We start from the raw sequence: 23,959 nt of genomic DNA, 5'->3' as shown, positions 1-23,959 counted from the left end.
CAGGGCGACATGAAATTTGTGTGCGGTATGAATTTTTTATCGAAACAGACATTGAAGCAAGTGTGTTTGTGGTGTTATGTGATCTATTTAATTTTAGAGGAAGTTTGAGGAACGCAAATGAATTTAGACAAATTATTGGAAACTGGCGATCAGTGTATCCACCAGGAACCCCCAACCTGTACGTCGAATTGTCCGGTTCATCTGGAAATAATTGAGTTTATCGCAGAAATAGAAAAGGGCGATTTTCAAAAGGCTTATAAACTCATGGAAAAGAAGATCCCTTTTCATAAAATTCTCGGACGGATCTGTGATCATCCCTGCGAGACGGTCTGTGAGCGAAGCAAGGCAGGCGGTTCCATCCGGATATCGGAACTGGAAAAAGCTGTGTTGGCGTATGGCAGCAGCAAACCCAAAAAAGTGTGGCCTGTTCCTAAGAATAAAGGAACAGTGGCCATTATTGGCGGCGGCTTAAGTGGTTTAACAGCCGCAATGGATTTGGATAAAAAAGGATACGTTGTTACCCTGTATGAAAAAAGCAACCGCTTGGGGGGGCGACTCTGGAATTTTGTGGATGATTCCCTGACCGAAGAAATTCTGATGGAAGAACTAAAAACGGTTGCTGATAAAAAAATGACCGTTCATCTGGAGACCCCGATTGATAAAAATAAATTGTCGGAGTTGTTGACTGAGTATGATGCGGTTTTTCTGGGTACCGGGAATTGGCAAGAAAAAATTGAGTATCATCCGATGACCTTTCAAGTAGGGGATTCGACTCTGTTTGCCGGAGGGCGGCTGGTTAATGGAACGGATTCAGTTATTTTTTCAGCCAGCTCTGGGAGACGGGCGGCGATTTCCATTGAACGTTATCTTTCAAAGGTATCCCTCACCGATTCCCGGGAACGGGAAGGCGTGTTTGAAACACTGTTGCATTTTGATATCAGCAAGAAGGAGCCGCTGGCGCCCATCGAGAATTCAGGGGTAATTTACAGTCAAGAAGAAGCAATGGAAGAGGCAAAACGCTGCGTTAAATGTCAGTGCCGTAAATGCATCGAGGGTTGTGCTCATCTGCGCAAATATGAAATGTCACCGGATGCCTATATCCGTCAAATTAATCATAGCGAACGGATTATTTTAGGAACCCATTACGCCAATAAGATGATCAACTCCTGTACCGAGTGCGGTCTCTGTATGGAAGAGTGCTTTTTAAATATCAGCATGAAGGATATTATCCAGGAAACCCGAGAGAGTATGGTGGAACGCGGAAAAATGCCAGTATCAGCCCATGATTTTGCCTTGAAAGATATGGCTTTCTCCAATAGTTCGCATTTTTCTCTGGTTCGCAAACAACCCAGCAAAGAAGAATCCAAAGACCTGTTTTATTATCCGCTGATTTCCTTTTCGGATTACGTCAAAGGTTTATATAAGGGAACAGGTAAGACGGAGTATCTCTTTTATCCCGGATGTCAGTTACCGGCTTCCTATCCCGATGATATTAAAAGTATTTATGAATATCTGGTTGGCTACGTCAACGGGGATGTGGGCATTTACCTGGGATGTTGTGGGGCACCGGCGGATTGGGCCGGGCAACAGGGTTTGATGAATGAAAATATTGAAGCCATCAAAAAAGTCTGGGAAGAGATGGAACGTCCAACCTTTATTCTGGCCTGTTCCAGCTGTATTCGTATTTTTGAGAAGTATTGTCCGGAAATCAAAGTCGAATCGCTATGGGATATTTATGTCCGGGAAGGGTTGCCCAATAAGGATCACATAAAAACTCCCCAAACCTTAAGCATCCACGATGCCTGTGCCACCCGGGAAAACAGTGAGCTTCATGAGAGTGTCAGAAAAATTGTTGCTAAACTGGGCTATGGGATCGAAGAACTGGAATATACCAGGGAAAAAACAAAATGTTGCGGCTATGGTGGGTTGGTTTATTTTGCCAATCGGGAACAATCCAATGCCTTTGTATCCGAACGGATCGGGGAAAGTGAAAACGACTTGCTGGTTTACTGTAGCATGTGTAAGGATCTTTTTGTTTCGGGGGGGCAACGAACCTATCATTTACTGGATCTGATTTATCCCAAAGATAATTTGGAATCAGCGACCCGAAAAAGCCCAACCCTGTCAGAACGACATCAAAACCGGAGTCGTGTGAAGCAGATTTTATTGAAAGAAATTTGGAGAGAGGATCCCATGGAGGCACTGATGGAAGAAGAGGTTACCCTGATTATCCACGAAGATGTTCAAAAGAGCATAGAAACCCGATACATATTAATGGAAGATATTCAGGCAGTATTGAAAAATGCTGAAGAAAAAAATGAACGTTTCTGTAACCCTGAAACCGGGGATTATCTGGCAAAACTGAGGCGGGAAAACGTGACCTATTGGGTGAAGTATACCAATGAGGGAGAAGCGTTTCTGATTAAAAGCGTCTACAGTCATCGTATGGAAATAGTGGAGGATTAAGATGAAGCATGAAAGCGACGATCAAGCAAAATGGCTTTGTGATAAGTGCCAGCGGGAGCTCGAATTATCTAAGGTCAAGGTTCGATATCTGGAAGGAAATTTCGAAGTGGATTTGATGAAATGTCCGGTTTGTCATCAGGTGTTTATTGATGAAGCCCTGGCCCTGGGAAAAATGAAAGAAGTGGAAGAAGGACTGGAGGACAAATAAATTGTCGGGAAATTGCGCCTACGAAAACCCTGAAATGACCAGGCTGCTGGGAGAAACCTTAAGACCGGGGGGCTTTGAATTAACTGATAAAGGAATTCGCTACTGCAACTGGAGTTCGGAGCATCGGCTGCTTGATTTGGGGTGCGGTCAGGGAGCGACGGTAAGGTATCTCAATGATAAGTGGGGGTTGAGCGCCAGGGGTATTGATCCATCGCATAAGTTGATTAAGATTGCCAGGAAAAAGGGGCATGATGAAGAATTTAAGATTGGAAAAGGGGAGTCGATTCCTTTTGATGATGAGTCTTTTGATGGTGTTATTTCAGAGTGTACGTTATCGCTGATGGATGATCTAAATCAGACATTAGGGGAAGTTTTCCGGGTCTTAAAAGATGGTGGATATTTTTTCATGACGGATGTTTATGCCAGAAAACCGGAAATGCTGGATCAATTAAAAAATGATCCGGTCAAAAGCTGCATGCGTGGGCTTTATGCCTTAGCAGGATTGAAATATCAGCTTAAAAAAAGGGGATTTCAAGTAATGATGACGGAAGACCATAGCGAAATGCTTAAACAGCTGCTGGTAAAAGCTGTTTTCGAGTATGGTTCGATGGATGCTTTCTGGAAAAAAACCACCGGTTCCTGTGTTTCAAATTTTCAGGAGGCCTTAATAAAATGTAAGCCAGGCTATTATATTATGATCGCAAGAAAGGAAAAATGAAAAATGGATGAAAAAGCATTTGAAATATTTAAACTCGTTTCGGAAGGGTACTGCTGTAGTCAAATCATGCTCAAACTTGCCCTCGATATGGAAGAGTCGAAAAATGATGACCTGCTTCGGGTTGTCCGGGGGCTATGCAATGGGATCGGCGGGAGCCAGAAAACCTGTGGTGTTTTAACTGGAGGTATCGGTATTTTTGGCCTTTATGCAGCAAAGGGGAAGGCTGGCGAATGGAACAAAGAAAATTATGGCAGAATGGTCAGTGAATATATGCAGTGGTTTGAAGAGCGCTTTGAAAGTAGCGAATGTGAAGATATTATTGGCGTCTATGAATTTCAGGGTGAAAATAATCAAAGTTATCCGGTGAAATGCGGGGATGTTTTATTGGAGAGTTTTGAAAAAGTGATTGAAATCTTACAGGAAAACGGTTATATATTTGGAAATCGGGAGTGATGGGGCGTAAATATGAAGCGAATCATTTCTAAAACCCAGAGCCTTTGCCCAATTTGTCTTAAAAAAATAAATGCCATCATCTGGAGTGAAAATCATGAGGCATACATGGAAAAATCCTGCCCAGTGCACGGTCGTTTCAAGGCGCTGCTCTGGCGTGGCAGTATCCCCATTGAAAAGTGGGTGCGTAATAAAATAACAGCTACCATCGATAAACCGAATACCCCGGTGGAAAAAGGATGTCCCTTTGATTGCGGTCTCTGTTCCGAGCACCGTCAGCATACTTGTACGGCGCTGATTGAGGTGACTCAGCGTTGTAATCTGAATTGTTCGTTTTGTTTTGCGGACGCCAACGGTAAGTCAGACCAGGATCTTGCCATGGAAACCATCAAGCTGATGTATCAAAGTGCGATGCTTACATCGGGGGACTGCAATATCCAGCTCTCAGGCGGAGAACCGACCTTACGTGATGACTTGCCCCAGATTGTTCGGCTGGGCCATGAAATTGGATTCTCGTTTATTCAGGTCAATACCAATGGCATTCGCATGGGTGAAGATGAAGCTTATGTGAAGGCATTTAAAGAAGCCGGTCTCAATTCTGTTTTTCTCCAATTTGATGGAACCAATGATGAGATCAATAAAAAACTCCGGGGGAAACCCTTGCTGGCAACGAAAATTAAAGCCATCGAGAATTGTCAAAAGTATCGCATCGGGGTGGTTCTGGTACCAACCCTGGTTACGGGTATCAATGATGATGATCTGGCTAATATCATTGATTTTGCTTTGGACAGGATTCCCACAGTCAAAGGGGTGCATATGCAGCCGGCCAGCTATTTTGGCCGGATTCCAAATCTTCCGGATGAGCAGAAAAGATTGACCCTGGGAGATTTAATGGATAAAATTGAAGAACAGACAAAAAAACGCATCCGAAAAGAAAGCTTCAGTCCTCCCGGATGCGAAAATGCCCGCTGTTCTTTCCATGGAAATTATTCAGTTCAGGAGCATAAAGAACTGATACCTTTGAATAACCCATCAAAATGCTGTGGCGTTGAAAAGGCCGAAGATGGCGCCAGAAAGGCAAAAGCCCATGTTGTCCGGAAATGGTCCGGTGATGATCTGGAATCAGTGGATCATCCGGAAAATAACTCCGCAGTACAAATTAAAGATGATTGGGACGCAATTCTGGAACAGATCAACCGTTATTCATTCAGTCTTTCAGCCATGGCCTTTCAGGACGTCTGGAATCTCGACTTGAATCGGGTTAAGGATTGCTGTATCCATGTTGTTAATACCGAGGGCCATTTGATCCCCTTCTGTATGTATAATCTGACGGATAAAAACGGTCATTCGATCTATCGCAAGTGAGGATTTTATGAATAAAACACCATTGGAAGAGTGGATCATCAAACGAACCGGTATCTCACCGGAAAATCAGGATGAACTAAGAAGCTATCAACTTAAAAAAATTATTGAAACCCTGAATTATGCAAAAAAAAACAGCCTGTTTTATCAAAAACAATTAAATGATATCGATCCGGATACGGTCAATTCATGGGATGATTTTAATCGTCTCCCGTTTACCACGGGGGATGATTTGAAAAACCAACCCTTTGAATTTTTATGTGTGCCCCAATCAAGGGTTGATCGCATTGTCACTTTGAATACCTCGGGCACCAGTGGCAGTAAAAAGCGGATTTTTTTCACTGATGAGGATCTGCAAAAAACAGTGGATTTTTTCGATTATGGGATGCGCTCCTTAATTGACAACAAGGACCGGGTGATGGTATTGTTGCCGGGACAAGCCTATGGTACAATTGGAAACCTGCTAAAAGAAGCGCTTGATCGGACCAAAACGGCGTGTATTGTTTATGGACTTCTCGCCGATCTGGATGCGGCAGAAAAGATGATTATTGAAAATAAAATTAATTGCATTGTTGGTATTCCCATTCAGGTTTTATATCTGAGCCGCATTAAGAAAAATGCTTTTAAAAAAGTTGAAAAAGTGCTCTTGAGCACAGATTATGTTCCTCAGACCATGGTTGACGAATTAAACCAGAAGTTTGGTTGCCGGGTGTTTAATCATTATGGGATGACAGAAATGGGCTACGGCGGCGGGGTGGAGTGTGAGGCACTCAATGGGTATCATCTTCGGGAGGGGGATCTATATTTTGAAATCGTCGATCCTGATTCCGGGAAGCCGGTGGCAGATGGAGACTACGGTGAGGTTGTTTTTACTACCTTTAATCGTCAAGCGATGCCCTTGATTCGCTATCGAACGGGCGATATCGGCGCATTTTCCACAGTGGCCTGTCAATGCGGAACCTTTTTAAGAATAATGAAAAAGATTGAAGGTCGGATTAAGAATCGGCTCTGCTTAGATGAAGGTGTTTACTTTGATCTGAAAGAGCTGGAGGAAATACTGTTGGCCTGGGAAGATCTGGTGGACTATCAGGTCACCGTTAAAAATAATCGGTTATTGAGAATTGCTGTTTCTTTTTACAATGAAGAGCAGTCATTTAAACAAGAACAGCTGATCAAAGAAAAGGTACAGAAATATTTTGACAAAAACTACGAATCATCCATTCAGGTGGAAATAGAAAAGAATCAGCTGCAAAAGCCGGATCAACTGGTTAACAGCATGGTTAAGCGTAAAATCAGGGATCAGCGGAGGTCGGAAGGAGATGAATGATTTGTTAAGAATAATAAAAGAAGCGCAAAATCAAAGGGAAAATTTTGTTATGGCAACAATTCTTCAAAAATCCGGATCAGCTCCCCGCAGTGTTGGGGCAAAAATGATCATCCGGCAGGATCTGTCCGTTGAAGGATCCATCGGCGGTGGATTAATTGAAGCCATGGTGATTCGGGCAGCGGCCAGGGTTCATAAGGATAAATATTTTCACATTGAAGAGTTTATGCTTAACAGCCAGGATGAAGCCTCCCAGCGTATGGTTTGTGGCGGAGATTTAAGAGTATTATTGGAATATGTTGACTGGTGGAGCCCTAAAAACCAGGTCTTTTATGGGGAAATTGTCCAATTGATTGAAAATAAAACGGACTTTGTCACCATAACAAAAATACCACAAACAAGCAATGAAAAGAGCAACCTGGAAAAATGGGTCTGTACCGAAACGGGTTTTTTTGGATCGGAAAGCGATGAAGTTTTCAGCCTGGTTAAAGAAATTAGAGAGAATTTCTATCATTTAAAATATAAAGAAGCCTTTCTGGAACGAGAAGGGTTTTATGTGGAAACATTTTTTAATAAAGAGAATGTCTGCATTATTGGCGGCGGGCATATCGGTAAGGTGCTGGCCGAATTATGCAAGCTTGTCGGTTTTTATGTAACGGTGGTGGATGAGCGGGAAGAATTTGCAAATGCCCAACGTTTTAATCGAGTTGATGAAGTCATGGTAATCCCAGCCTTTGAAAACATCGAAGACTATATAAAAATTAATCAGTATTCGTATGTGGTCATTGTCACCAGAGGTCACTCAGATGACAAAGACGTTCTGGTTCAAATGCTTCAAACGGAGGCAAAATATATCGGGATGATCGGCAGCAAAAACAAACGCAATCATGTCTATCAGGGGCTTTTGGATGAGGGCTTTACTTTTAGTGATCTGGAGCGGGTACGCAGCCCGATTGGACTGCATATCTTTGCCGATACCCCAGAGGAAATTGCAGTGAGTATTGTGGCTGAAATGATCCAAGTCAGGCAGCAACCCAATTGAAAAAGAAAAGATTTAGCGTTATTATTATTGCAGCCGGTTATTCTTCCCGGATGGAGGGCTTTAAGCCGCTGTTGAAATTCGGCAATCAAACCGCTGTGGAGCGAGTTGTTTCGACCTATCAACAGGCCGGTGTGGATCAGATTATCCTGGTGCTGGGGCATCGGGCCGATGAAATGATACCTTATTTTGAAAATGAATCCGTGAAAATGGTGATCAATGAAAAGTTCGATCAGGGGATGTATACCTCGATCGTAAAAGGAATCACTCAATTTGATCAAGAGAATGATGCTTTTTTTATTCACCCGGTAGATATTCCCCTGGTGAAGCCGATAACTGTAATCCAGCTGAAAGAAGCTGCAAATCAAGCCAGTAACGGCATTATCTATCCCTGCTTTTTAGCTGAACGGGGACACCCACCGTTGATTGATAAAAAATATCAAAAACCAATATTGGAAAATACGATGAATGGTGGTCTTAAAAAATTACTGTCCTTATATGAAGAGGATGCTTTAGATCTTCAGCTTACGGACGAAACGATTTTAATGGATATGGATACGCGGTCAGATTATGAGGCATTATTGGATTATCATGATCTCAGGGCTCCTAATTTATCTGAATGCTATGCCATCTGGGATAAATATCAGTTACCAGAAACGATTCAAAAGCATTGTGAAATAGTCAAACGGACGGCCATGGAGTATGCCGAACAACTAAAAAAGAACGGGATAGAGCTTGACCTGTCAGCCCTTCGGGCAGCTGCATTGCTGCATGACATAGCTAAAACTGGAAAAAACCATGCTCAAGTAGGAGGAGAACTTTTACGGGCACTGGGCTATAAAAAAGTGGGCGATATCATTGCTGACCATATGGATATTGTGGTGGAACAGGGCAAGGCCGTCACGGAAAATGAAATCCTCTATCTGGCTGATAAACTGGTCAAAAATGATCAGCTGATCGACTTAAAAACAAGAAAAAATCAAACGCTTGATTGTTATCCAAACAACCCGGAAGCAACTGAAAAAATAGAAAAAAGATATCAAAATGCAGAAGCAATTATGCAGAAAATTAAAAGGATTATCGGATAGAATGAGTCTCTAATTGGTTAGCAGAAATTAATCGAGAGCAGATCCAGTCGTGACATATGATTTAATCAGATTCAGAAAGGTAGGAATAAGGGGAATGCAGATATATTTAGTCAGGCATGGCAAAATAGAATGGAAAAAAGATAAAGCTTATATCGGACAGCTGGATCTGCCACTGTCGACTGAGGGGGTGTTTCAGTCTGAAAAACTTCAGGAATATTTTGAAGGAATCCCGCTGGATCTTGCCTTTACCAGCCCTTTGAGTCGTTGTGTCAACACCCTGGATATTTTGTTAGGAGAGCGATCAGTCCCAAAACTCAGGATTGATGCGTTTAAAGAAATCGACATGGGAGAATGGGATGGGAAGACTTTTGCTGAAATTAAAGAGTGCTGTCCTGGAGTTTACGAACAGAGAGGTCGGGAACTTGATATTTTTGTACCGCCGGCAGGGGAGAGTTTTATTGACTTACAGCGGCGGGTCGTGTCGGCATTTATGAAAATAATTAAAGAGAATCCTGTAAATTCCATCTTGATTCTGGCCCATGCCGGGGTCATCCGGGTTATTCTGGCGGATCTGTTTGGATTATCAATCAAAGAAGTGTTCAAATGGACGGTTCCTTATGCCGGTATCTTCGACTTATGCTATGATCAGGATAACGAAAAATGGATCTGTAAAAATCAATGAAAAGAGACAATTAACCATGAATAGAAATATTTATCAAAATCTTATCAGACAATCAAAGGATCGCTGTGCCGAATATGGTATTGCAGAAGATCAGGTTTTTAGTAAAAAAATGATTGATCATTCAGAACTCCAGACAAAATTTTCAGAAAACAGAGATCTGATTTTAACCGCATCCCCCTATATGGAACATCTGATGAGTATTGTCCGGGGAAACAATTTTTTTGTGCTATTGACGGATAAAGATGGTTGTATTCTCAATGCCATCGGTGATGAGAAAATATTGACCGAAGCCTTTGAGCTGAAGATGGTCGCCGGGGCTTATATGAACGAAGAATGTATTGGCACCAATGCCATGTCACTGGTCATAAAATCAGGAGAACCGGTTCAATTGTCCGGGAAAGACCATTTTATCAAGGCCTATCATCGCTGGACCTGCTCGGGAGCACCGATTAGAGATCCCAATGGAAATTTGATTGGCGCTCTGGATTTGACTGGTTATTCGGATTCTGTTCATCCCCATACTCTGGGGATGGTGATTGCGGCTTCCAATGCCATAGAAGAAATGCTCCGGGTCAAAGAATATAATCGGCTCCAGAATATGACTAACAAACATATTAAAACGATTTTTAATTCCATGCCGGTGGCCATCCTGACTTCGGATCTGGATGGTCGGATCAAAATATATAATCAGCGAGCCATGGACTTATTCGGCAATAAGTATAAACAATTATCGGCAGCTAATGTATCAGAAATCATTGAAGAATGGGATAATATCAAGGAAGCGATTCATTCAGAGAAACACGTCAATCGGATCATTAATATTAAAGCCCTGAGAAATCACTTTCATTGTCAAATGACAGCCAGTCCCATTTATAATCCCCAGGATGACAGCATTGAGATTGTTTTCGTCCTGAAAGAGGATCAGTCGAAAAAAATTATTAAATCGGATCAGCCTTATTATACCTTTGACAAAATAATGGGGGCGGATAAATATTTTGTCAGTACGATTGAGTACGCCAAAAAGATATCTAATAATCGCTCAACCATTCTTATTCTGGGGGAAAGCGGTTGCGGAAAAGAAGTGTTTGCCCAGGCGATCCACAATCACAGCAAACGGATGGATGAGCCTTTTGTGGCTTTGAATTGCGGAGCTATTCCCAATCAGTTAATTGAATCCGAGCTTTTTGGTTACGAGGAAGGGGCTTATACCGGTGCCAAAAAAGGTGGGAACATTGGGAAATTTGAATTGGCCAATAATGGCACCATTATGCTGGATGAAATTGGTGAGATGCCGCTTGATATGCAGACGCGATTGCTGAGAGTTTTGCAGGAGAACGTCATCACGAAAATCGGAAGTCAGCGGTCGATTCCCATTGATGTGCGAATCATTGCTGCGACCAATAAAGACCTGAAAAAAGAAGTGGAGCTGGGTCGCTTCAGAAAGGATTTGTTCTATCGTTTGAATGTCCTGCCGTTGTATCTGCCGCCGCTGAGAGAAAGAAAAAGCGATATCCCGGTGCTGTTTCGCTATTTTATGAAGAATCTATCAGCCAAATATGAAAAAAAAGAAATACAAATTTTTGATGAATCGATGAGGATTATGGAGGATTACAGTTGGCCGGGAAATGTCCGGGAGCTTGAAAATGTGGTGGAGCTAATTATCAATACAGACTCTTTTCCCACAAAATATTTCATTAAGAACTCTGATGAAAGTCAACCTGCTGACATCGATTTTATTGAAAAGACACCGCTGATCTTAAAAGAAGAAAGACTGGAAGAGTTGGATCCGGCCCTGTTGGATATGACCCATGTTGAAAAAGAACATATCAAACGGGTGTTAAAACTGTATAAAGGAAATATCAGTCAGGCCGCCTGTGCGCTGGGAATACAGCGGAATACCCTATACAGCAAAATAAGTAAATACGACATTCAGGGATGACTATCGCAATTAAGTAATTGCAGTGGTTGGATGAAATAGGAAGGGGAATAAATGGATAGTCAATACAAGCAATTAATGGAAGACCTGAAGCAAAAGAATCAGGTGGTGATGCTGACGCGATTTATAACCATTGCTGAAACGCGACAAACTGTCATTGAAAAGAGCCTTATCAGTAAGGATGAGTTGGAATCTGTTGATAAAGGATTAAGAGAAACTATTGAAAATCTTCTGATTAAAGGTTTGCCAGAGTTGATTACAACAGAAGATAATCAAACAATACTGCTGGAGCCGTTTTACGCGGTAGGACGACTGATTATTCTTGGTGGGGGACATATCGCCAAACCATTGGCAAAATATGGTGCGGATATTGGTTTTAAGGTGACGGTTGTGGATGATCGCCCCTCTTTTGCCAATGAAGGCAGATTTCCGGAAGCGAGTCAGGTTCTCTGCGAAAGTTTTGAAACCTGCTTTGATCGTCTCGAGGTCAATCCTTCAGATTATGTGGTGATCGTTACCCGGGGGCATCGCCATGATGCGGTATGCCTGAGGCAGGTGTTGGAGTCAGATCCTGAATATTTGGGAATGATTGGCTCAAAACGGCGAGTGAAAAATCTGATGGAGCTGCTGGTTGGCGAGGGGCTTGATGAAGAAAAGCTTAACCTGGTATATTCACCGATTGGTTTAAAAATAGGCGCCGTAACTCCGGAAGAAATTGCCATATCCATTATGGCCGAGATCATCAGTAAAAAAAGACTGAGCCAATTGACTTCGGAAGCACCGAAAAAAAAGCAGACCAATCAATCTGATTTTGACTATGAGGTACTGGAAAATCTGGCCAACGATGTTATTGAAAAACGGGCGATTATTACCGTGGTATCAAAAAAAGGGTCGGTGCCCAGAGGTCCTGGTGCCAAGATGATTATCTGGCCTGACGGACGCAGCCTGGGAAGCATCGGCGGCGGTTGCAGTGAAGCGGAGGTCAGTTTAGTGGCACGGGATCTTCTTTGTACCGGAAGCGGTTATCTCACGATGAAAGTCGATATGACCGGGTCGGTTGCTGAAGATGAAGGGATGGTTTGCGGCGGAATTATGGACGTTTTTATTGAAATCTATCCCTGATTGAATAGCAACCAGATGGTACTATTCATACTCGATAATCTTAAAAATCCCGTGGCCCGGGTTTGAAAACGGGAAGAATGGCTGTTTCTACTCCATGTTTGCTGCAAACATGGAGTAGCTGTTATTTCAGATGAAATTCACCAGGATTTGATCTATCCGCGACAATGAAATTAAAGGCAGTATCATTTTTACTCGCGTTTCATTTTGTTGATGATAGTAAGGGAATAATTAATAATCATAATGTATAATGAACAGCAAAGCACTAGTCAATTTGAAGGAGATTATTCATGCGGAAAGATCTGATTTTAAAAGTTGCGTACCAAAAATTTGCAGAGAAAGGTTACAACATATCATTGACTGAAATTGCTGAAGCAGCGGGCATCAAAAAACAGTCTATTTATAATTACTTTGAAAGCAAAGAGGAACTTTATTTTGAAGTGATCAATATTCACGTCGATACATATTTTAATGAAAAACAGGTGGAGTTTTACGAGTTAGATCATCTCAGTCCGGCAGAGCAATTAAAAACTATTTTCACGTCAATTATTAACTACTATAGCGATACAACCAGGTTGAGATTTTGGAAATGGCTATTACTCAATGAGTCAGTGGATGTGATTGAAAGAGCCAAATCTTCTTTAAAAGAACATGAACGTCAATTAGAAAACAAACTTATAGAGCTTGTCCAAAATGCTCTTGGTGATAATCCTGAGGCAAAAACATATTGTTTGCCCATTGTTTGTTCTTTTATGGCAATGCTCCATGGCACATTAGATGTAACCCTGATATACCACGGGGACTGTGACATCGAAAAATTCACAGAAAATGTATGGTCTATCTTTTGGGGCGGCATTGAGAGCAAGTTTATAAAAGATTGCGTCGCAACTTGAAAATAGAATGAAAAATTAGGTCAAATACGAAATTTCTGTTCGGGATGTAATTAAATCAAAAAAGAATAGTCTGTTTGTTTAGGTTTTCGTGAAATATAATAAATGACATAGAACATTAGAAGTGAGGGCTTTAAAACAAGCGCTTGCTTCTTTTTTTATAAGAAAAAAAGAGTTTTTTTACTTGTGTTTTTTTTATTTTGGTAAATAAGAAAAAAATTGCTTAAGAGAAAGCGGCCGTTTAAATAAAAAGAAAGAGCAACTGTCGAAAATTTACAGTAGACAGGTAAAGTAATGATGAAATATAATATTGAGGCTACCGAACGTCAGGAAGTGATCATTGCGATTTCACTACAACTGACGATAAACGCAAGAAATTTAATAAAGTTGCTGACTTATTTAACAGTTACATTTTGATGCCTACCTGGGATAATACAATCTAAACAATTGTTTTATGAAGAAGCAATGATGATTTGGATAAAGACATCAATCCGTAATTCCGGCAAAATAAATTTAGTTGATCTCAAAATTTCTATCATTCAGGGCAGTGTGAATAATCCCTTGGGATTTGCCTTGGACAGCATCGGAATTTTGTGAAATATACATTTGAAAGAGGTAAAAAATGAAAGAAAAAGCGACGGTCCAGGGAATTCTAAGTAAAAGCGAAAGTTCATCAAGGAAGGGTCAGTTTAAACAGCGCTTGTCGACAAAACTATTGATGTTTACGCTATTAATCTTGGCAGTTTCAGTACTTGTTCTGGGATTCCTAGCCATAAGTTTTGGTACCGCCTCAATGACTGAACAATCAAATGCTGATGCACAGGCTTATGTTACCGAGGGAGCAGCCCATATTGGCGCCATTATCGCTGGAAACCTGGCGACCTTAAGTGAAGTCAGCGACCGAGCCGGGATGGCCAGTATGGACTACAATACCCAGGTATCAGCGTTAGCCGGAGATGTGGAGAAATTAGGTTATGAAGATATCGCGATTATGAATTTGAGTGGACATGCAAAGTATGTGATCGGTGGTGGGGAATTTGACTCATGGGGCGAATTTTGGTACGAAAAGGGTTTCAAGGGTGAAACGGCCATTTCTAATGTGGCAATTAGTAAGGTCACCAAAGCACCCTGTGTTTTTGATGTGGCTCCAATTATGAGCAATGGCCAGGTTATCGGCTTAGTAGTGGGACGAAGACCACCTACTTTTCTCGAGGACAGCACCAATGCCATGGGTGACGGTGTGAGAGAGTATGGTTTTGTAGTTAATTCTGAAGGGGCTATTATGGCTCATCCAGATAAACAGAATGTCTTGGATCAGGCTAATGTCTTTACAGATATTGAAAATGATGGCCCATGGAAAAGTTTTGGCCTCGCCCTTAAGGAGTTAGGTGCCGCTCAAACGGGGATGATTACCTATGGTTTAAATGGGGAAACGAAAATTGCCGCGACAGCACCGATTCCCGGTACCGACTGGACCCTGATTGTTGCCAAATATGAAAGTGATGTTCTGGCGGCGATGAATAATTTACGGAACGTGATCCTGATAATTGCCGCTGGGATTCTTTTAATCGGCGGTGCGGCAGCGTATTTACTAGCGCGAAAAATAACAAAACCGATTATCAAAGTAAATCAAATGATTAAAGAAATGACCATGGGACATTTGGGTATGCGGCTAAAAATAGACAGCAAAGATGAAATTGGCGAAATGACCGCATCGATGAACCAACTTGCCGATGATCTGCAGAACGTCGTCATCGGAACCATGAACCAGATCGCAGCCGGGGATGTCTCTGCTAATATTGAGGTTCGGGATCCCGAAGACGAAATTGCCCCGGCACTGAAAACCACTATCGAAACGATTCGCAGCTTAATTGCTGAAGCAACCATGCTGGCCCAGGCCGCGGTGGAAGGGCGGTTGGATACCCGGGGTCATGCTGATCAGTTCAAGGGAGGCTTCCGGGATATCGTTGCCGGGGTTAATGCTACCCTCGATGCGGTGGTGGGACCATTAAACGTAGCGGCTGAATATGTGGAACGGATCAGCCAAGGGGATATTCCGCCAAAGATTACCGATACCTATAATGGGGATTTCAATGAGATAAAAAACAATCTTAATACTTGCATTGATGCGGTCAATGCCCTGGTAGATGATGCGGCAATGCTTGAAAAAGCCGGGGTGGAAGGTCACCTGGATACCCGGGCTAACGCCAGCAAACACGGTGGCGATTTTGGTAAAATTGTCGAGGGCGTTAATCATACCCTGGACGCCATGGTAGGTCCGCTACAAGGTGCGGCAACATATATTGATCGGATCAGTAAGGGTGATATTCCACCAAAGATAACTGATGCTTACAAAGGCGATTTTAATGATCTCAAGAACAATCTCAACACATTAATTGATGAGGTAACCACCATGCTTGAAGATGCTGGTGTGCTGACACAGGCAGCCATTGAAGGTAATTTAACTATTCAGGCGGATACCCAAAAATTACGTGGCGCATGGAAAGAGCTGGTTAGTGGTATGAACAGTATCCTGGTGGAAGTCTCAAAACCGATGAATGAGGTAATGACGGTGATGGAGGCCATATCAAACGGAAACCTGCAGGTATTGGTAACAGGTTCTTATCAAGGCGATTTTAATGTATTGAAAGAGTCGGTTAACAATACGGCCAGTCGTCTAGATGTGGTTGTCGGTGAAATTTCAACAAAAATGCAGCAGTTAGCAGAGAAGAATTTGGATATTGAAAACGCCAGGGAATATCGAGGCGATTTTATCAAAATTTCAAATGCGATCAACGTGATTATCGAGTCCCTCAATAATGTAATGGGTGACATCAACATTGCCGCTGGTCAGGTGGAAATAGGTTCCCAGCAGATATCTGATGGCGGACAGGCGCTGTCTCAAGGAACAACTGAACAGGCCAGCTCCATCCAGGAACTTACCGCTTCCATCGAAGAAGTGGCAGATGAAACTAAAAAAAATGCTATGAATGCCAACCAGGCCAACGAATTGGCAAGAACAGTGCGATCCAATGCTGAAGTAGGAAACATGCAAATGAAAAAAATGGTTGCGGCAATGGTGGACATCAACGACTCATCCAATAATATTTCTAAAATTATTAAAGTGATTGATGACATCGCTTTTCAGACCAATATTCTGGCTCTCAATGCTGCAGTCGAAGCAGCCCGGGCTGGTCAGCACGGTAAAGGTTTTGCGGTGGTAGCCGAAGAAGTCCGAACTCTGGCGGCAAGAAGTGCGGAAGCGGCCAAGGAAACCACCGGTCTTATCGAAGGATCCATTTTCAAAGTGGAAGCTGGCACGAAAATTGCAGATGAAACAGCAGAAAGCTTAAAAGAAATTTTAACTGAAATTGAACAGGTTACGGGCTTAGTGGAAGAAATTGCCCGGGCTTCCAACGATCAGGCTTCAGAGATTGCTCAAATCAACCAGGGGATCGAGCAGGTTTCCCAGGTGGTTCAGACTAATTCTGCCACTGCGGAAGAAAGTGCAGCAGCCAGTGAAGAGCTTTCCGGTCAAGCTGAAATGCTCAAACAAATGGTTGAGGCTTTTCGTCTTAAGACGAGGGAGCAAACAAAAATAAGTATAAAGAAAAAGACACCTGAAAAAGCAATGGGTAAAAGTTATAATTCCACCACTGAACTGAAAATCGTATTGGATGAAATGGATAAATATTAAGTCAAAAAGCTTTTGGTTCGTATTTTTACGGATCAAAAGTTTTTTTATTATAGGTGTTGTTATAAATTGAATTATAATTCTTAAAGAATGCATTTTCATTCTTGACAGTTTAAGCTAATACAAATAAAATAGAATGGAATTATAATAAAATAAGAACGATTTTGCCATGACGGTTTTTGGATAATGCAAGTATTTGTTTGGCAAAAACAGAAAATTCAAAACGAGGAAGAAACTATGGAAGCGAATATAAAAGATCGAATTAAAAAATTGTTAGCCCTTGGTAAAAGTCCCAATCTCAATGAGGCAAATTATGCGATTTTAAAAGCAAAAAAGCTGATGGTTGAATATAAATTTACGGAACGAGATTTATTAAGATATGATGAAAAACCCATTAAGGTCGATAGCAATATTTATTATACCACCCGCCGGGAACATTGGATGACAGGCTTGGCCGATGTCATTTCCGAAAATAATTGTTGTGTTTTTTATATGATCACGCCGCCTGGGACCCAACGGCATTATATCATTTTTCATGGATATGAAGAAGATGCCCAGATCTGCAGCAGTATTTTTGCCTATGCGGTCGATTGTGTACGCTCTCAGCTCAAGGCAATTAAGAAGGCGATGAAAATGGATGAAAAGTCAAACACCATCATAAACGAAGCCTGTGAAACCTATGGTAAGGGTTTTTATGAGGGGCTGAATGATGCCTATACAGTTCAGGATTTTGAGCACCAGGAATGGGGACTTGTGATGACTGTTCCTCCGGAAGTTAAAGATATCCTCAAACCGATGGAACATGCTCAACATAAAGAGAAAAACCATGAAGACCATTTTTCTTTTTACGCTCAAGGCTATCGGGAAGGTAAAGTATTCACTGCCCAAAATAAATTGGAAGAAATCAAAGAAGAGATTGTGTAACGATGCAAGCAGTTCAAGAACCAGTGGTATACTGAAAATATGCCACTGGTTTTTTCTGTTTTATGTTGATGGTTCAGCAGGATATGTTAAAATAGAAAAAAAGCGGAGTGTACAGATATGAAAGAACTGATACTAATAAGACATGGTAAAGCCGAGAAGCGTGGTTCTGTTTTTCCGGATCGGAACCGAAAGCTGGTAATCAAGGGGATCAATCAGCTGAATAAAGATATTCCTTTTCTTGGTCATTATCTTAAAAATAAACAAGTTGTTTATCTATGGTCAAGCGGCATGATTCGGACAATGGAAACGGCTGGCATCATTAAAAAGATTTGCAAAATTGATGAGATTGAAACTTGCGGATTTATTGAAACGGGCGATTTCGATGCATTTAAACAAAAAGCTGATCAAATCGAAGATGAGTGCACAATTATCATTGTTGGACATGAACCGGATATCTCTGAATGGACCTATCGCCTCTGCAAAAAAAATGTGAGAATTAAAAAGGGCTGTGCGTTGCTTATTGAGATTTCATCGGACCAGCGATCAGGAACCATGCGATGGATTGCAGAGCCAGGTGAATATCAGGACATAATCGTTTAAACAAAAAAGACAGAATAGGAGCTGTAAATGAGGCAAAATAAAAAGAGCGGTGCTGTTTTCAAAAAGACACGATTCGCCCATCTCCAGGAAACATTAATTATCTTATTTGGCGAAATCAGAGGCCGACACTATTTTAATAAGGCGGCTCAGATTCTGGAAAATGAACTAAAAATCATAGATGATCGAGGCAGCAAAGCCATCAGCAAACATTTAAGAACAGCGATTTTACCAGGTTACGCCTGCTATCGAGGTTTGATGGAGTGTGGCGTTTATTGGGAAGTAGCGTATGCCATTGTTGAAGAAGAAATGGCTGCGTCAGCCCTTCGTATGGGGACCATTTCTGAATTACTGAGAGGGTTGCCGTTTTCCTATCCGTTGTTTAAACTTTTGATCAAACCCATCATTAAACAGGAATATCCAAAGGAAGGATGGGCGATTAACTGGAAAGAATTCAGCCAGGATCGAATCTATTTTCACATCACCACCTGTTTATACTACGAGGAACTTTCAAAAAGAGGTGCCCTGGAGCTATCTTCGGCATTTTGTAATGCTGATCGTGTTGCCTATGATCTTTTAGCACCAAGGATTCTGTTTCACCGGAAATGGACTCTGGCAGCAGGGAATGAATTATGCGATTTTTGCTTTAAAAATGGGAAAACAATGGATAAAAAAGCTGGAAATTAAAATTCTCAGTTCGTTATTTAAACAAAACATATAAATTAATGGGGTACAACAGGTTTAATAATACCGATCACAGAAAAAGACTCAGAAATTCAATCATCTGAGTCTTTTTTATTTTGTTGAGTTGAAACATTATTTTAATTTTTCGACCATTTCCAATACTTCCCAAAGGGATTTGCCCGATTCCTGAGCGATTTTCTTGACATCTTCATATTCCGGGGTGGCCCGGGTAATATCACCCTGTTGAGATATTTTGATGGTGACCTCACCCAGTGGGGTATCAATTTTTTTAAAATACCGGTGCATACAGGTTCGTTCCACCGGATATTTGCGAATGCCGATGGTAGAGGTTTCTTTTAGAATAATTTCTTCAATCAGCGGTAGTTGGGCTTCGCCGCATAAAACCGTCAGATGAATGCCTGGGCGGTTTTTCTTCATATATACCGGGGTGTAGAAGGCATCGAGGGCGCCGTTTTGCAGTAAAACTTCCAATACATAGCCAGCCATTTCGCCGGTCATATCATCAACATTGGTTTCCACAACCATAATGGTGTTGGATTCGGATTTTCGCCCCTGAATTATCCGTAGGGCATTTAAAACTCCAAAATCTTTTCCGCCAAACCCGTATCCGGTCTTTTCCGGGATAAAACTGGGTGTGGTAGGGGAGTAGGTAGCCAGTTCAGCCAGAATGGCAACCCCGGTGGGGGTGGCTGATTCACCGTCGATGGCTTTGGAATACATCTCAAAGTTGGAATCACAGAGAATTTCAGCGGTGGCCGGAGCAGGTACTGGCAGTAGTCCATGGGCACAGCGGACCCAGCCGCTACCGACATTTATTCTGGAGCCATAGACCAGATCCGGCTTTAGCGCATGGTAACAGATGGCAGCACCAACGATATCAACAATCGAATCCAGAGCACCGACCTCATGAAAATGAACCCGTTCAACGGGAACATTATGAACCTTGCCTTCGGCCACCGCCACGCGCATAAAAATAGCTAGTGCGGTTGTTTTTACCTCGTCCAAGAGGGTTGAGTTTTCGATGATTTCTTTAATATCGTTAAAGTGCCGATGATGGTGCCGGTCAGCTTCCAGGATTACATGACAACGGGTGCCGGATATCCCTTTTTTCATGGTGGATTCGGCTTTGATGCGAAACCCGCTGAGATTCAGCTTTTTAAGTTCGGCTTCAAGGTAAGCCGGATCAATACCCAGATCAATAAATGCACCTAAAACCATATCCCCACTAATACCGGAAAAACAATCGAAAAATAAAACCTTCATGGACAATTCTCCTTCTTGGGGCTACGCCCTGATGAAATATTATAATGTTATTAATTTTATAGCTTGTTAATTTTTGATGCCATACAGGCAGCCCCAAAACCATTGTCAATATTGACAACGCCGATCCCGCTGGCACAGGAAGTCAGCATCCCCAGCAAAGCCGAGATGCCGCCAAAGCTGGCGCCATAACCGATACTGGTGGGAACGGCGACGATGGGTTTATCCGTGAGACCACCGACCACTGAGGCCAGAGCCCCTTCCATGCCGGCCACCACAATAATCACCTTGGCATGATTGATAATCGGGACGTTGCCGAGGAGCCGATGGATGCCGGCCACCCCGACATCATAGAGTCGTTTGACCTGATTGCCCATCACCATGGCGGTGATGGCCGCCTCTTCGGCAACCGGAATATCTGAGGTTCCGGCCGTGACCACGAGAATATAGTCATCAGTGGTTTTATATTCTTCCCGTTTGACGACGACCGAACGGGCTTCTTCATAATAAATGGCATCAGGGGTAATGGATTTGATGGTGTCGAAGACATCCCGTTCAGCCCGGGAAGCCAGGATGTTGCCGGTAGATCGTGCCATCATGTTTTCAACAATCCCTTTGATCTGGTTGAGGGTTTTCCCGGGACTATAAATCACCTCGGGATAGCCATTTCGCAGCTCGCGGTGATGGTCCACCTTAGCGTAGGAAAGATCTTCATAGGGCAGCGTTTTAAGCAGCTCAAGTGCCGTATCGATCTCGCAATTCTGGTTTTTGACGTCTTCCAATAATTTTGTTAATTGATCTACATTCATAATTGTCTCCATTACTGCTGATGAGTCAGCAAAATATTAATAAAATTTCATTAAAGGGTCTGAATATAATTGGTCATTTCAGTTAAGGTCAGGTAGTTGCGGAGCTGATCGGTACTGATTTTAATCCCATAGGCTTTTTCCAGTTGGTGGATCAGGTCAATCAGACCAAGTGAATCACCGCCAAGATCAAAGACAAAATGACTGGTAAGCGAAATCATCGCCGGAGAAATCTTCAAAATACCAGCCCAATAATCGGCCATTTCTTGGTAAGGGCCTTCAAGGCTTGATTTAGAGATGCTGCCTAACGGGATGGCCAGATCGTAGTCACTGTAGTCACCATTTTCCCAGGCAACGGCCAGGGCTAGCCGGTTGGTTTTGCCGGAGGTGGTCCTGGGAATTTCATCAATAATTACACCCCAGGCGATGGGAAGCTGCCAGGTGGCAGAAATGGCCTGGCCGGCACGGGTTAAGATTTCCGGATTTTTGGAATCACTGAAGAGAATCAGACAGTTTTCCTGGGCGATCCGGTCTTTGCCCTGAACAACAATCAGGTTGGTATTTTCGGGTAATGCCTGTTTACCGGTTTTCTCCAGATCCGAGACCAGATAATTCTCGCCGTTAAGAATAATAATATCTTTATACCGGCCAAAAATATTTAACCAGCCATTTCTAAAAAAGCCCAGATCGCCGGTGTTAAACCAACCATTTTGATCAACCCCGGTGGGGGCATTTTTGTTTTTTGAATAATAACCTTGCATGACATTAGTGCCGTGAATATGGATGAGACCCAGATATTCCGGTTCCAGAAGATTTCCAGCCAGATCTTTGATAACTACTTCGTTGCATTCATCCAGCACACCCACCGACATCCGGCCGATGGTATCATCATCGGGGTCGCAGAAGAACAGCTTTTCACCAATGGCAATGCCGCTGCCCAGAAAATAATCCATCCGGAAGGGTGAACCATAGGGGGTGTAGGCCACACCCATGGTGGTTTCGCTGAGACCGTAGGCCGGTTTCAGGGTATCCCGGATCCAGCCCATCGGTGCGGTCTGATCTTCGAAGGAGGTTAAGGATAGGGGATTGACATCCTCGCCACCGCAAAAACAGATATAAACAGTGGCGAGATTCACCGCCCGATGCTGTTTAATGCCGACCTTAAGCAATAGTTCGATGCCAAACAAGGCCGCTCCAGTGACGGTGGCGGAAAATTGCGAGAGCTTTTCCAGCCAACGGTTGGGGTTTTGCACAAACTGTAGTGGGCTCATTAAATATTGGGGGAAGTTGTTGACAATTGGCACCAGATGATAGCCCACAAAACCGAAACAATGGGATAGGGGCAGCCAGCTTAAATAGCGTTCCTGAACATTTTCCCGGACGATGATACTGCTGGCAATGCCGCCTTCCAAGAGGTTGCGGGTGGTCAGAACGGCGCCTTTAGGATCCGAAGAGGTGCCAGAGGTAAACTGAATCATTCCGGGATCAGTGTCGCTAACGGAAGCGATGGTTCCCGGGGATGATTCGGCCAAAGCCCGAAACATCAGCAGGTTGTTTTCGAAAAGGGTGGTTACCCCGTCGAGATCACTGACAATGATGGGAGTTTCCAGTGAGGACAGAACACTGCGCAGGTAAGCCCGGGATTTTTCATCCTGGGCCAGGGGTAGGATGGCAGGAACCATGCCGCCCAGGATACCCGCCCAGAAACAGGTGATCTGGGCCTGGATGCTTTTTAGCTGAAGTACCAGCAGTGATCCCTTTTTAAGATCATGAGCCTGATAACCACCGAGGACTTTCATAGCATTTTCAAAAAGTGCGGCATAGGTCTGAGTGAATTCCAGACCATCCGCCTCCAGATAAGTGATAGTCACATCACTGTTTTTTAGATTGATAAACGAGTCTTGTATATTCATGAAAGTCTCCTCTACAATTTTGTCAGATTCGCACTAGATCATGGTATAGCCACCATCGATGGCAATGGTCTGCCCGATGATGTAATCACTGCCCGATGAGCACAGGAAGGAAATAATCCCCAAAAGATCTTCTTCAGTTCCCAGTCGGCCGGCCGGGGTATTTTTGGTGTGCTCGGTAAGGGCATATTTAGGAAAATTTGAATTAGCCATGTCGGTTTCAATAACACCGGGAGCAATGGCATTGACCTGAATATTAAGACGGGCAGCCTCCCGGGCCAGAGCTTTGGTAAAAGCAATGACGCCGCCTTTAGCGGCAGAATAATGGGTGAAACCCAGCCCGCCAACCCGGCCGGCGATGGAAGCCACATTTATAATCTTGCCCCGTTTCTGTTTTTCCAGAACCTTGTAAACCGCATGGGTCGCAATAAAGGTGCCAGTCAAATCGATATCGATCACCGCTTTCCAGTCTTCCAGGGTCATGGCACTGAAGGTTTTTACCGGGAAGATCCCGGCGTTGTTAATCAGTACATCGATTTTGCCATAGGTTTCCATAACGATGTCGACCATTTTGATGGCATCTTCTTCGGAAGATATATCGCATTGCACGGCAATACATTTGGTGGGAAGTTTTTCGGCAGCGGCTTTAGCGGTTTCGATATTCCGGCCAATTATAACGATATTGGCCCCTTCATTACTGAGATATTCAGCAAATGAATAACCAATGCCTCGGGACGACCCGGTGATGATAATAACCTTATCCTGATGAATCCCTGCCATG

20 protein-coding genes are annotated in these 23,959 nt (G+C 42.9%); 16 read left to right on the top strand and 4 right to left on the bottom strand.

Annotation, left to right across the window (positions count from 1 at the left end):
• Window positions 1–117: 117 nt before the first annotated feature.
• The 16 genes from ACEW8F_RS05120 to ACEW8F_RS05045 all read left to right on the top strand — a co-directional run bounded on the left by ACEW8F_RS05120 (window position 118) and on the right by ACEW8F_RS05045 (window position 19,184).
• Window positions 118–2,466 carry a pyridine nucleotide-disulfide oxidoreductase/dicluster-binding protein gene (locus ACEW8F_RS05120; RefSeq protein WP_373482397.1) on the top strand — a complete coding sequence of 783 codons (2,349 nt, stop codon included), beginning with the start codon at window positions 118–120 and terminating at the stop codon, window positions 2,464–2,466.
• Between the two features lies 1 nt (window position 2,467).
• Window positions 2,468–2,674 (top strand): DVU_1557 family redox protein, encoded by a 207-nt coding sequence (locus ACEW8F_RS05115; protein ID WP_373482396.1) that lies wholly within the window; start codon window positions 2,468–2,470, stop codon window positions 2,672–2,674.
• 1 nt (window position 2,675) lies between these two features.
• Window positions 2,676–3,392 (top strand): DVU_1556 family methyltransferase, encoded by a 717-nt coding sequence (trsM, locus tag ACEW8F_RS05110; protein ID WP_373482395.1) that lies wholly within the window; start codon window positions 2,676–2,678, stop codon window positions 3,390–3,392.
• Between the two features lie 3 nt (window positions 3,393–3,395).
• A complete protein-coding gene (locus ACEW8F_RS05105; RefSeq protein ID WP_373482394.1) occupies window positions 3,396–3,845 on the top strand; it encodes a DVU_1555 family C-GCAxxG-C-C protein in 450 nt (149 codons plus the stop codon).
• Between the two features lie 12 nt (window positions 3,846–3,857).
• Window positions 3,858–5,207: a radical SAM (seleno)protein TrsS gene (trsS, locus tag ACEW8F_RS05100; RefSeq protein ID WP_373482393.1), complete on the top strand. Its 1,350-nt coding sequence runs from the start codon at window positions 3,858–3,860 to the stop codon at window positions 5,205–5,207.
• 7 nt (window positions 5,208–5,214) lie between these two features.
• On the top strand, window positions 5,215–6,531 hold the full coding sequence (locus ACEW8F_RS05095; RefSeq protein ID WP_373482392.1) for a DVU_1553 family AMP-dependent CoA ligase: 1,317 nt from the start codon (window positions 5,215–5,217) through the stop codon (window positions 6,529–6,531).
• On the top strand, window positions 6,524–7,570 hold the full coding sequence (locus tag ACEW8F_RS05090; RefSeq protein WP_373482391.1) for an XdhC family aldehyde oxidoreductase maturation factor: 1,047 nt from the start codon (window positions 6,524–6,526) through the stop codon (window positions 7,568–7,570). Before ACEW8F_RS05095 ends, ACEW8F_RS05090 begins: the two co-directional genes overlap by 8 nt.
• On the top strand, window positions 7,567–8,655 hold the full coding sequence (locus tag ACEW8F_RS05085) for a DVU_1551 family NTP transferase (RefSeq protein WP_373482390.1): 1,089 nt from the start codon (window positions 7,567–7,569) through the stop codon (window positions 8,653–8,655). Before ACEW8F_RS05090 ends, ACEW8F_RS05085 begins: the two co-directional genes overlap by 4 nt.
• Window positions 8,656–8,749: 94 nt before the next feature.
• Window positions 8,750–9,337: a histidine phosphatase family protein gene (locus ACEW8F_RS05080; protein WP_373482389.1), complete on the top strand. Its 588-nt coding sequence runs from the start codon at window positions 8,750–8,752 to the stop codon at window positions 9,335–9,337.
• Between the two features lie 16 nt (window positions 9,338–9,353).
• Window positions 9,354–11,276 (top strand): sigma-54-dependent Fis family transcriptional regulator, encoded by a 1,923-nt coding sequence (locus tag ACEW8F_RS05075; RefSeq protein ID WP_373482388.1) that lies wholly within the window; start codon window positions 9,354–9,356, stop codon window positions 11,274–11,276.
• A gap of 51 nt (window positions 11,277–11,327) precedes the next feature.
• Window positions 11,328–12,395: an XdhC family protein gene (locus ACEW8F_RS05070; RefSeq protein WP_373482387.1), complete on the top strand. Its 1,068-nt coding sequence runs from the start codon at window positions 11,328–11,330 to the stop codon at window positions 12,393–12,395.
• Window positions 12,396–12,682: 287 nt separating this feature from the next.
• Window positions 12,683–13,285 carry a TetR/AcrR family transcriptional regulator gene (locus ACEW8F_RS05065; RefSeq protein WP_373482386.1) on the top strand — a complete coding sequence of 201 codons (603 nt, stop codon included), beginning with the start codon at window positions 12,683–12,685 and terminating at the stop codon, window positions 13,283–13,285.
• A 619-nt stretch (window positions 13,286–13,904) separates the two neighbouring features.
• Window positions 13,905–16,979: a methyl-accepting chemotaxis protein gene (locus ACEW8F_RS05060; protein WP_373482385.1), complete on the top strand. Its 3,075-nt coding sequence runs from the start codon at window positions 13,905–13,907 to the stop codon at window positions 16,977–16,979.
• A gap of 234 nt (window positions 16,980–17,213) precedes the next feature.
• Entirely contained in the window at window positions 17,214–17,900 is a 687-nt protein-coding gene (locus ACEW8F_RS05055) for a DUF2786 domain-containing protein (RefSeq protein ID WP_373482384.1), read from the top strand.
• Between the two features lie 117 nt (window positions 17,901–18,017).
• Window positions 18,018–18,500: a histidine phosphatase family protein gene (locus ACEW8F_RS05050; RefSeq protein ID WP_373482383.1), complete on the top strand. Its 483-nt coding sequence runs from the start codon at window positions 18,018–18,020 to the stop codon at window positions 18,498–18,500.
• Between the two features lie 27 nt (window positions 18,501–18,527).
• Window positions 18,528–19,184, top strand: coding sequence for an L-2-amino-thiazoline-4-carboxylic acid hydrolase (locus tag ACEW8F_RS05045; protein ID WP_373482382.1), 657 nt, complete (start codon window positions 18,528–18,530; stop codon window positions 19,182–19,184).
• A gap of 129 nt (window positions 19,185–19,313) precedes the next feature.
• On the opposite strand, the gene larC is transcribed toward ACEW8F_RS05045, so the two are convergent.
• The 4 genes from larC to ACEW8F_RS05025 are packed head-to-tail and all read right to left on the bottom strand — an operon-like array spanning window position 19,314 to window position 23,958.
• Window positions 19,314–20,465: a nickel pincer cofactor biosynthesis protein LarC gene (gene larC, locus ACEW8F_RS05040; protein WP_373482381.1), complete on the bottom strand. Its 1,152-nt coding sequence runs from the start codon at window positions 20,463–20,465 to the stop codon at window positions 19,314–19,316.
• Between the two features lie 56 nt (window positions 20,466–20,521).
• On the bottom strand, window positions 20,522–21,271 hold the full coding sequence (gene larB / locus ACEW8F_RS05035; RefSeq protein ID WP_373482380.1) for a nickel pincer cofactor biosynthesis protein LarB: 750 nt from the start codon (window positions 21,269–21,271) through the stop codon (window positions 20,522–20,524).
• A 50-nt stretch (window positions 21,272–21,321) separates the two neighbouring features.
• Complete coding sequence (locus tag ACEW8F_RS05030; protein ID WP_373482379.1) at window positions 21,322–23,181, bottom strand: AMP-binding protein; 1,860 nt, start codon at window positions 23,179–23,181, stop codon at window positions 21,322–21,324.
• Window positions 23,182–23,214: 33 nt separating this feature from the next.
• Window positions 23,215–23,958 carry an SDR family NAD(P)-dependent oxidoreductase gene (locus tag ACEW8F_RS05025; RefSeq protein ID WP_347411782.1) on the bottom strand — a complete coding sequence of 248 codons (744 nt, stop codon included), beginning with the start codon at window positions 23,956–23,958 and terminating at the stop codon, window positions 23,215–23,217.
• Window position 23,959: the final 1 nt, after the last annotated feature.

This window comes from Acetobacterium sp. (assembly GCF_041752335.1).
Classification (GTDB): domain Bacteria; phylum Bacillota; class Clostridia; order Eubacteriales; family Eubacteriaceae; genus Acetobacterium.
Note: the sequence above shows the minus strand (reverse complement) of the source record. Positions and strands in the feature narration are given on the sequence as shown.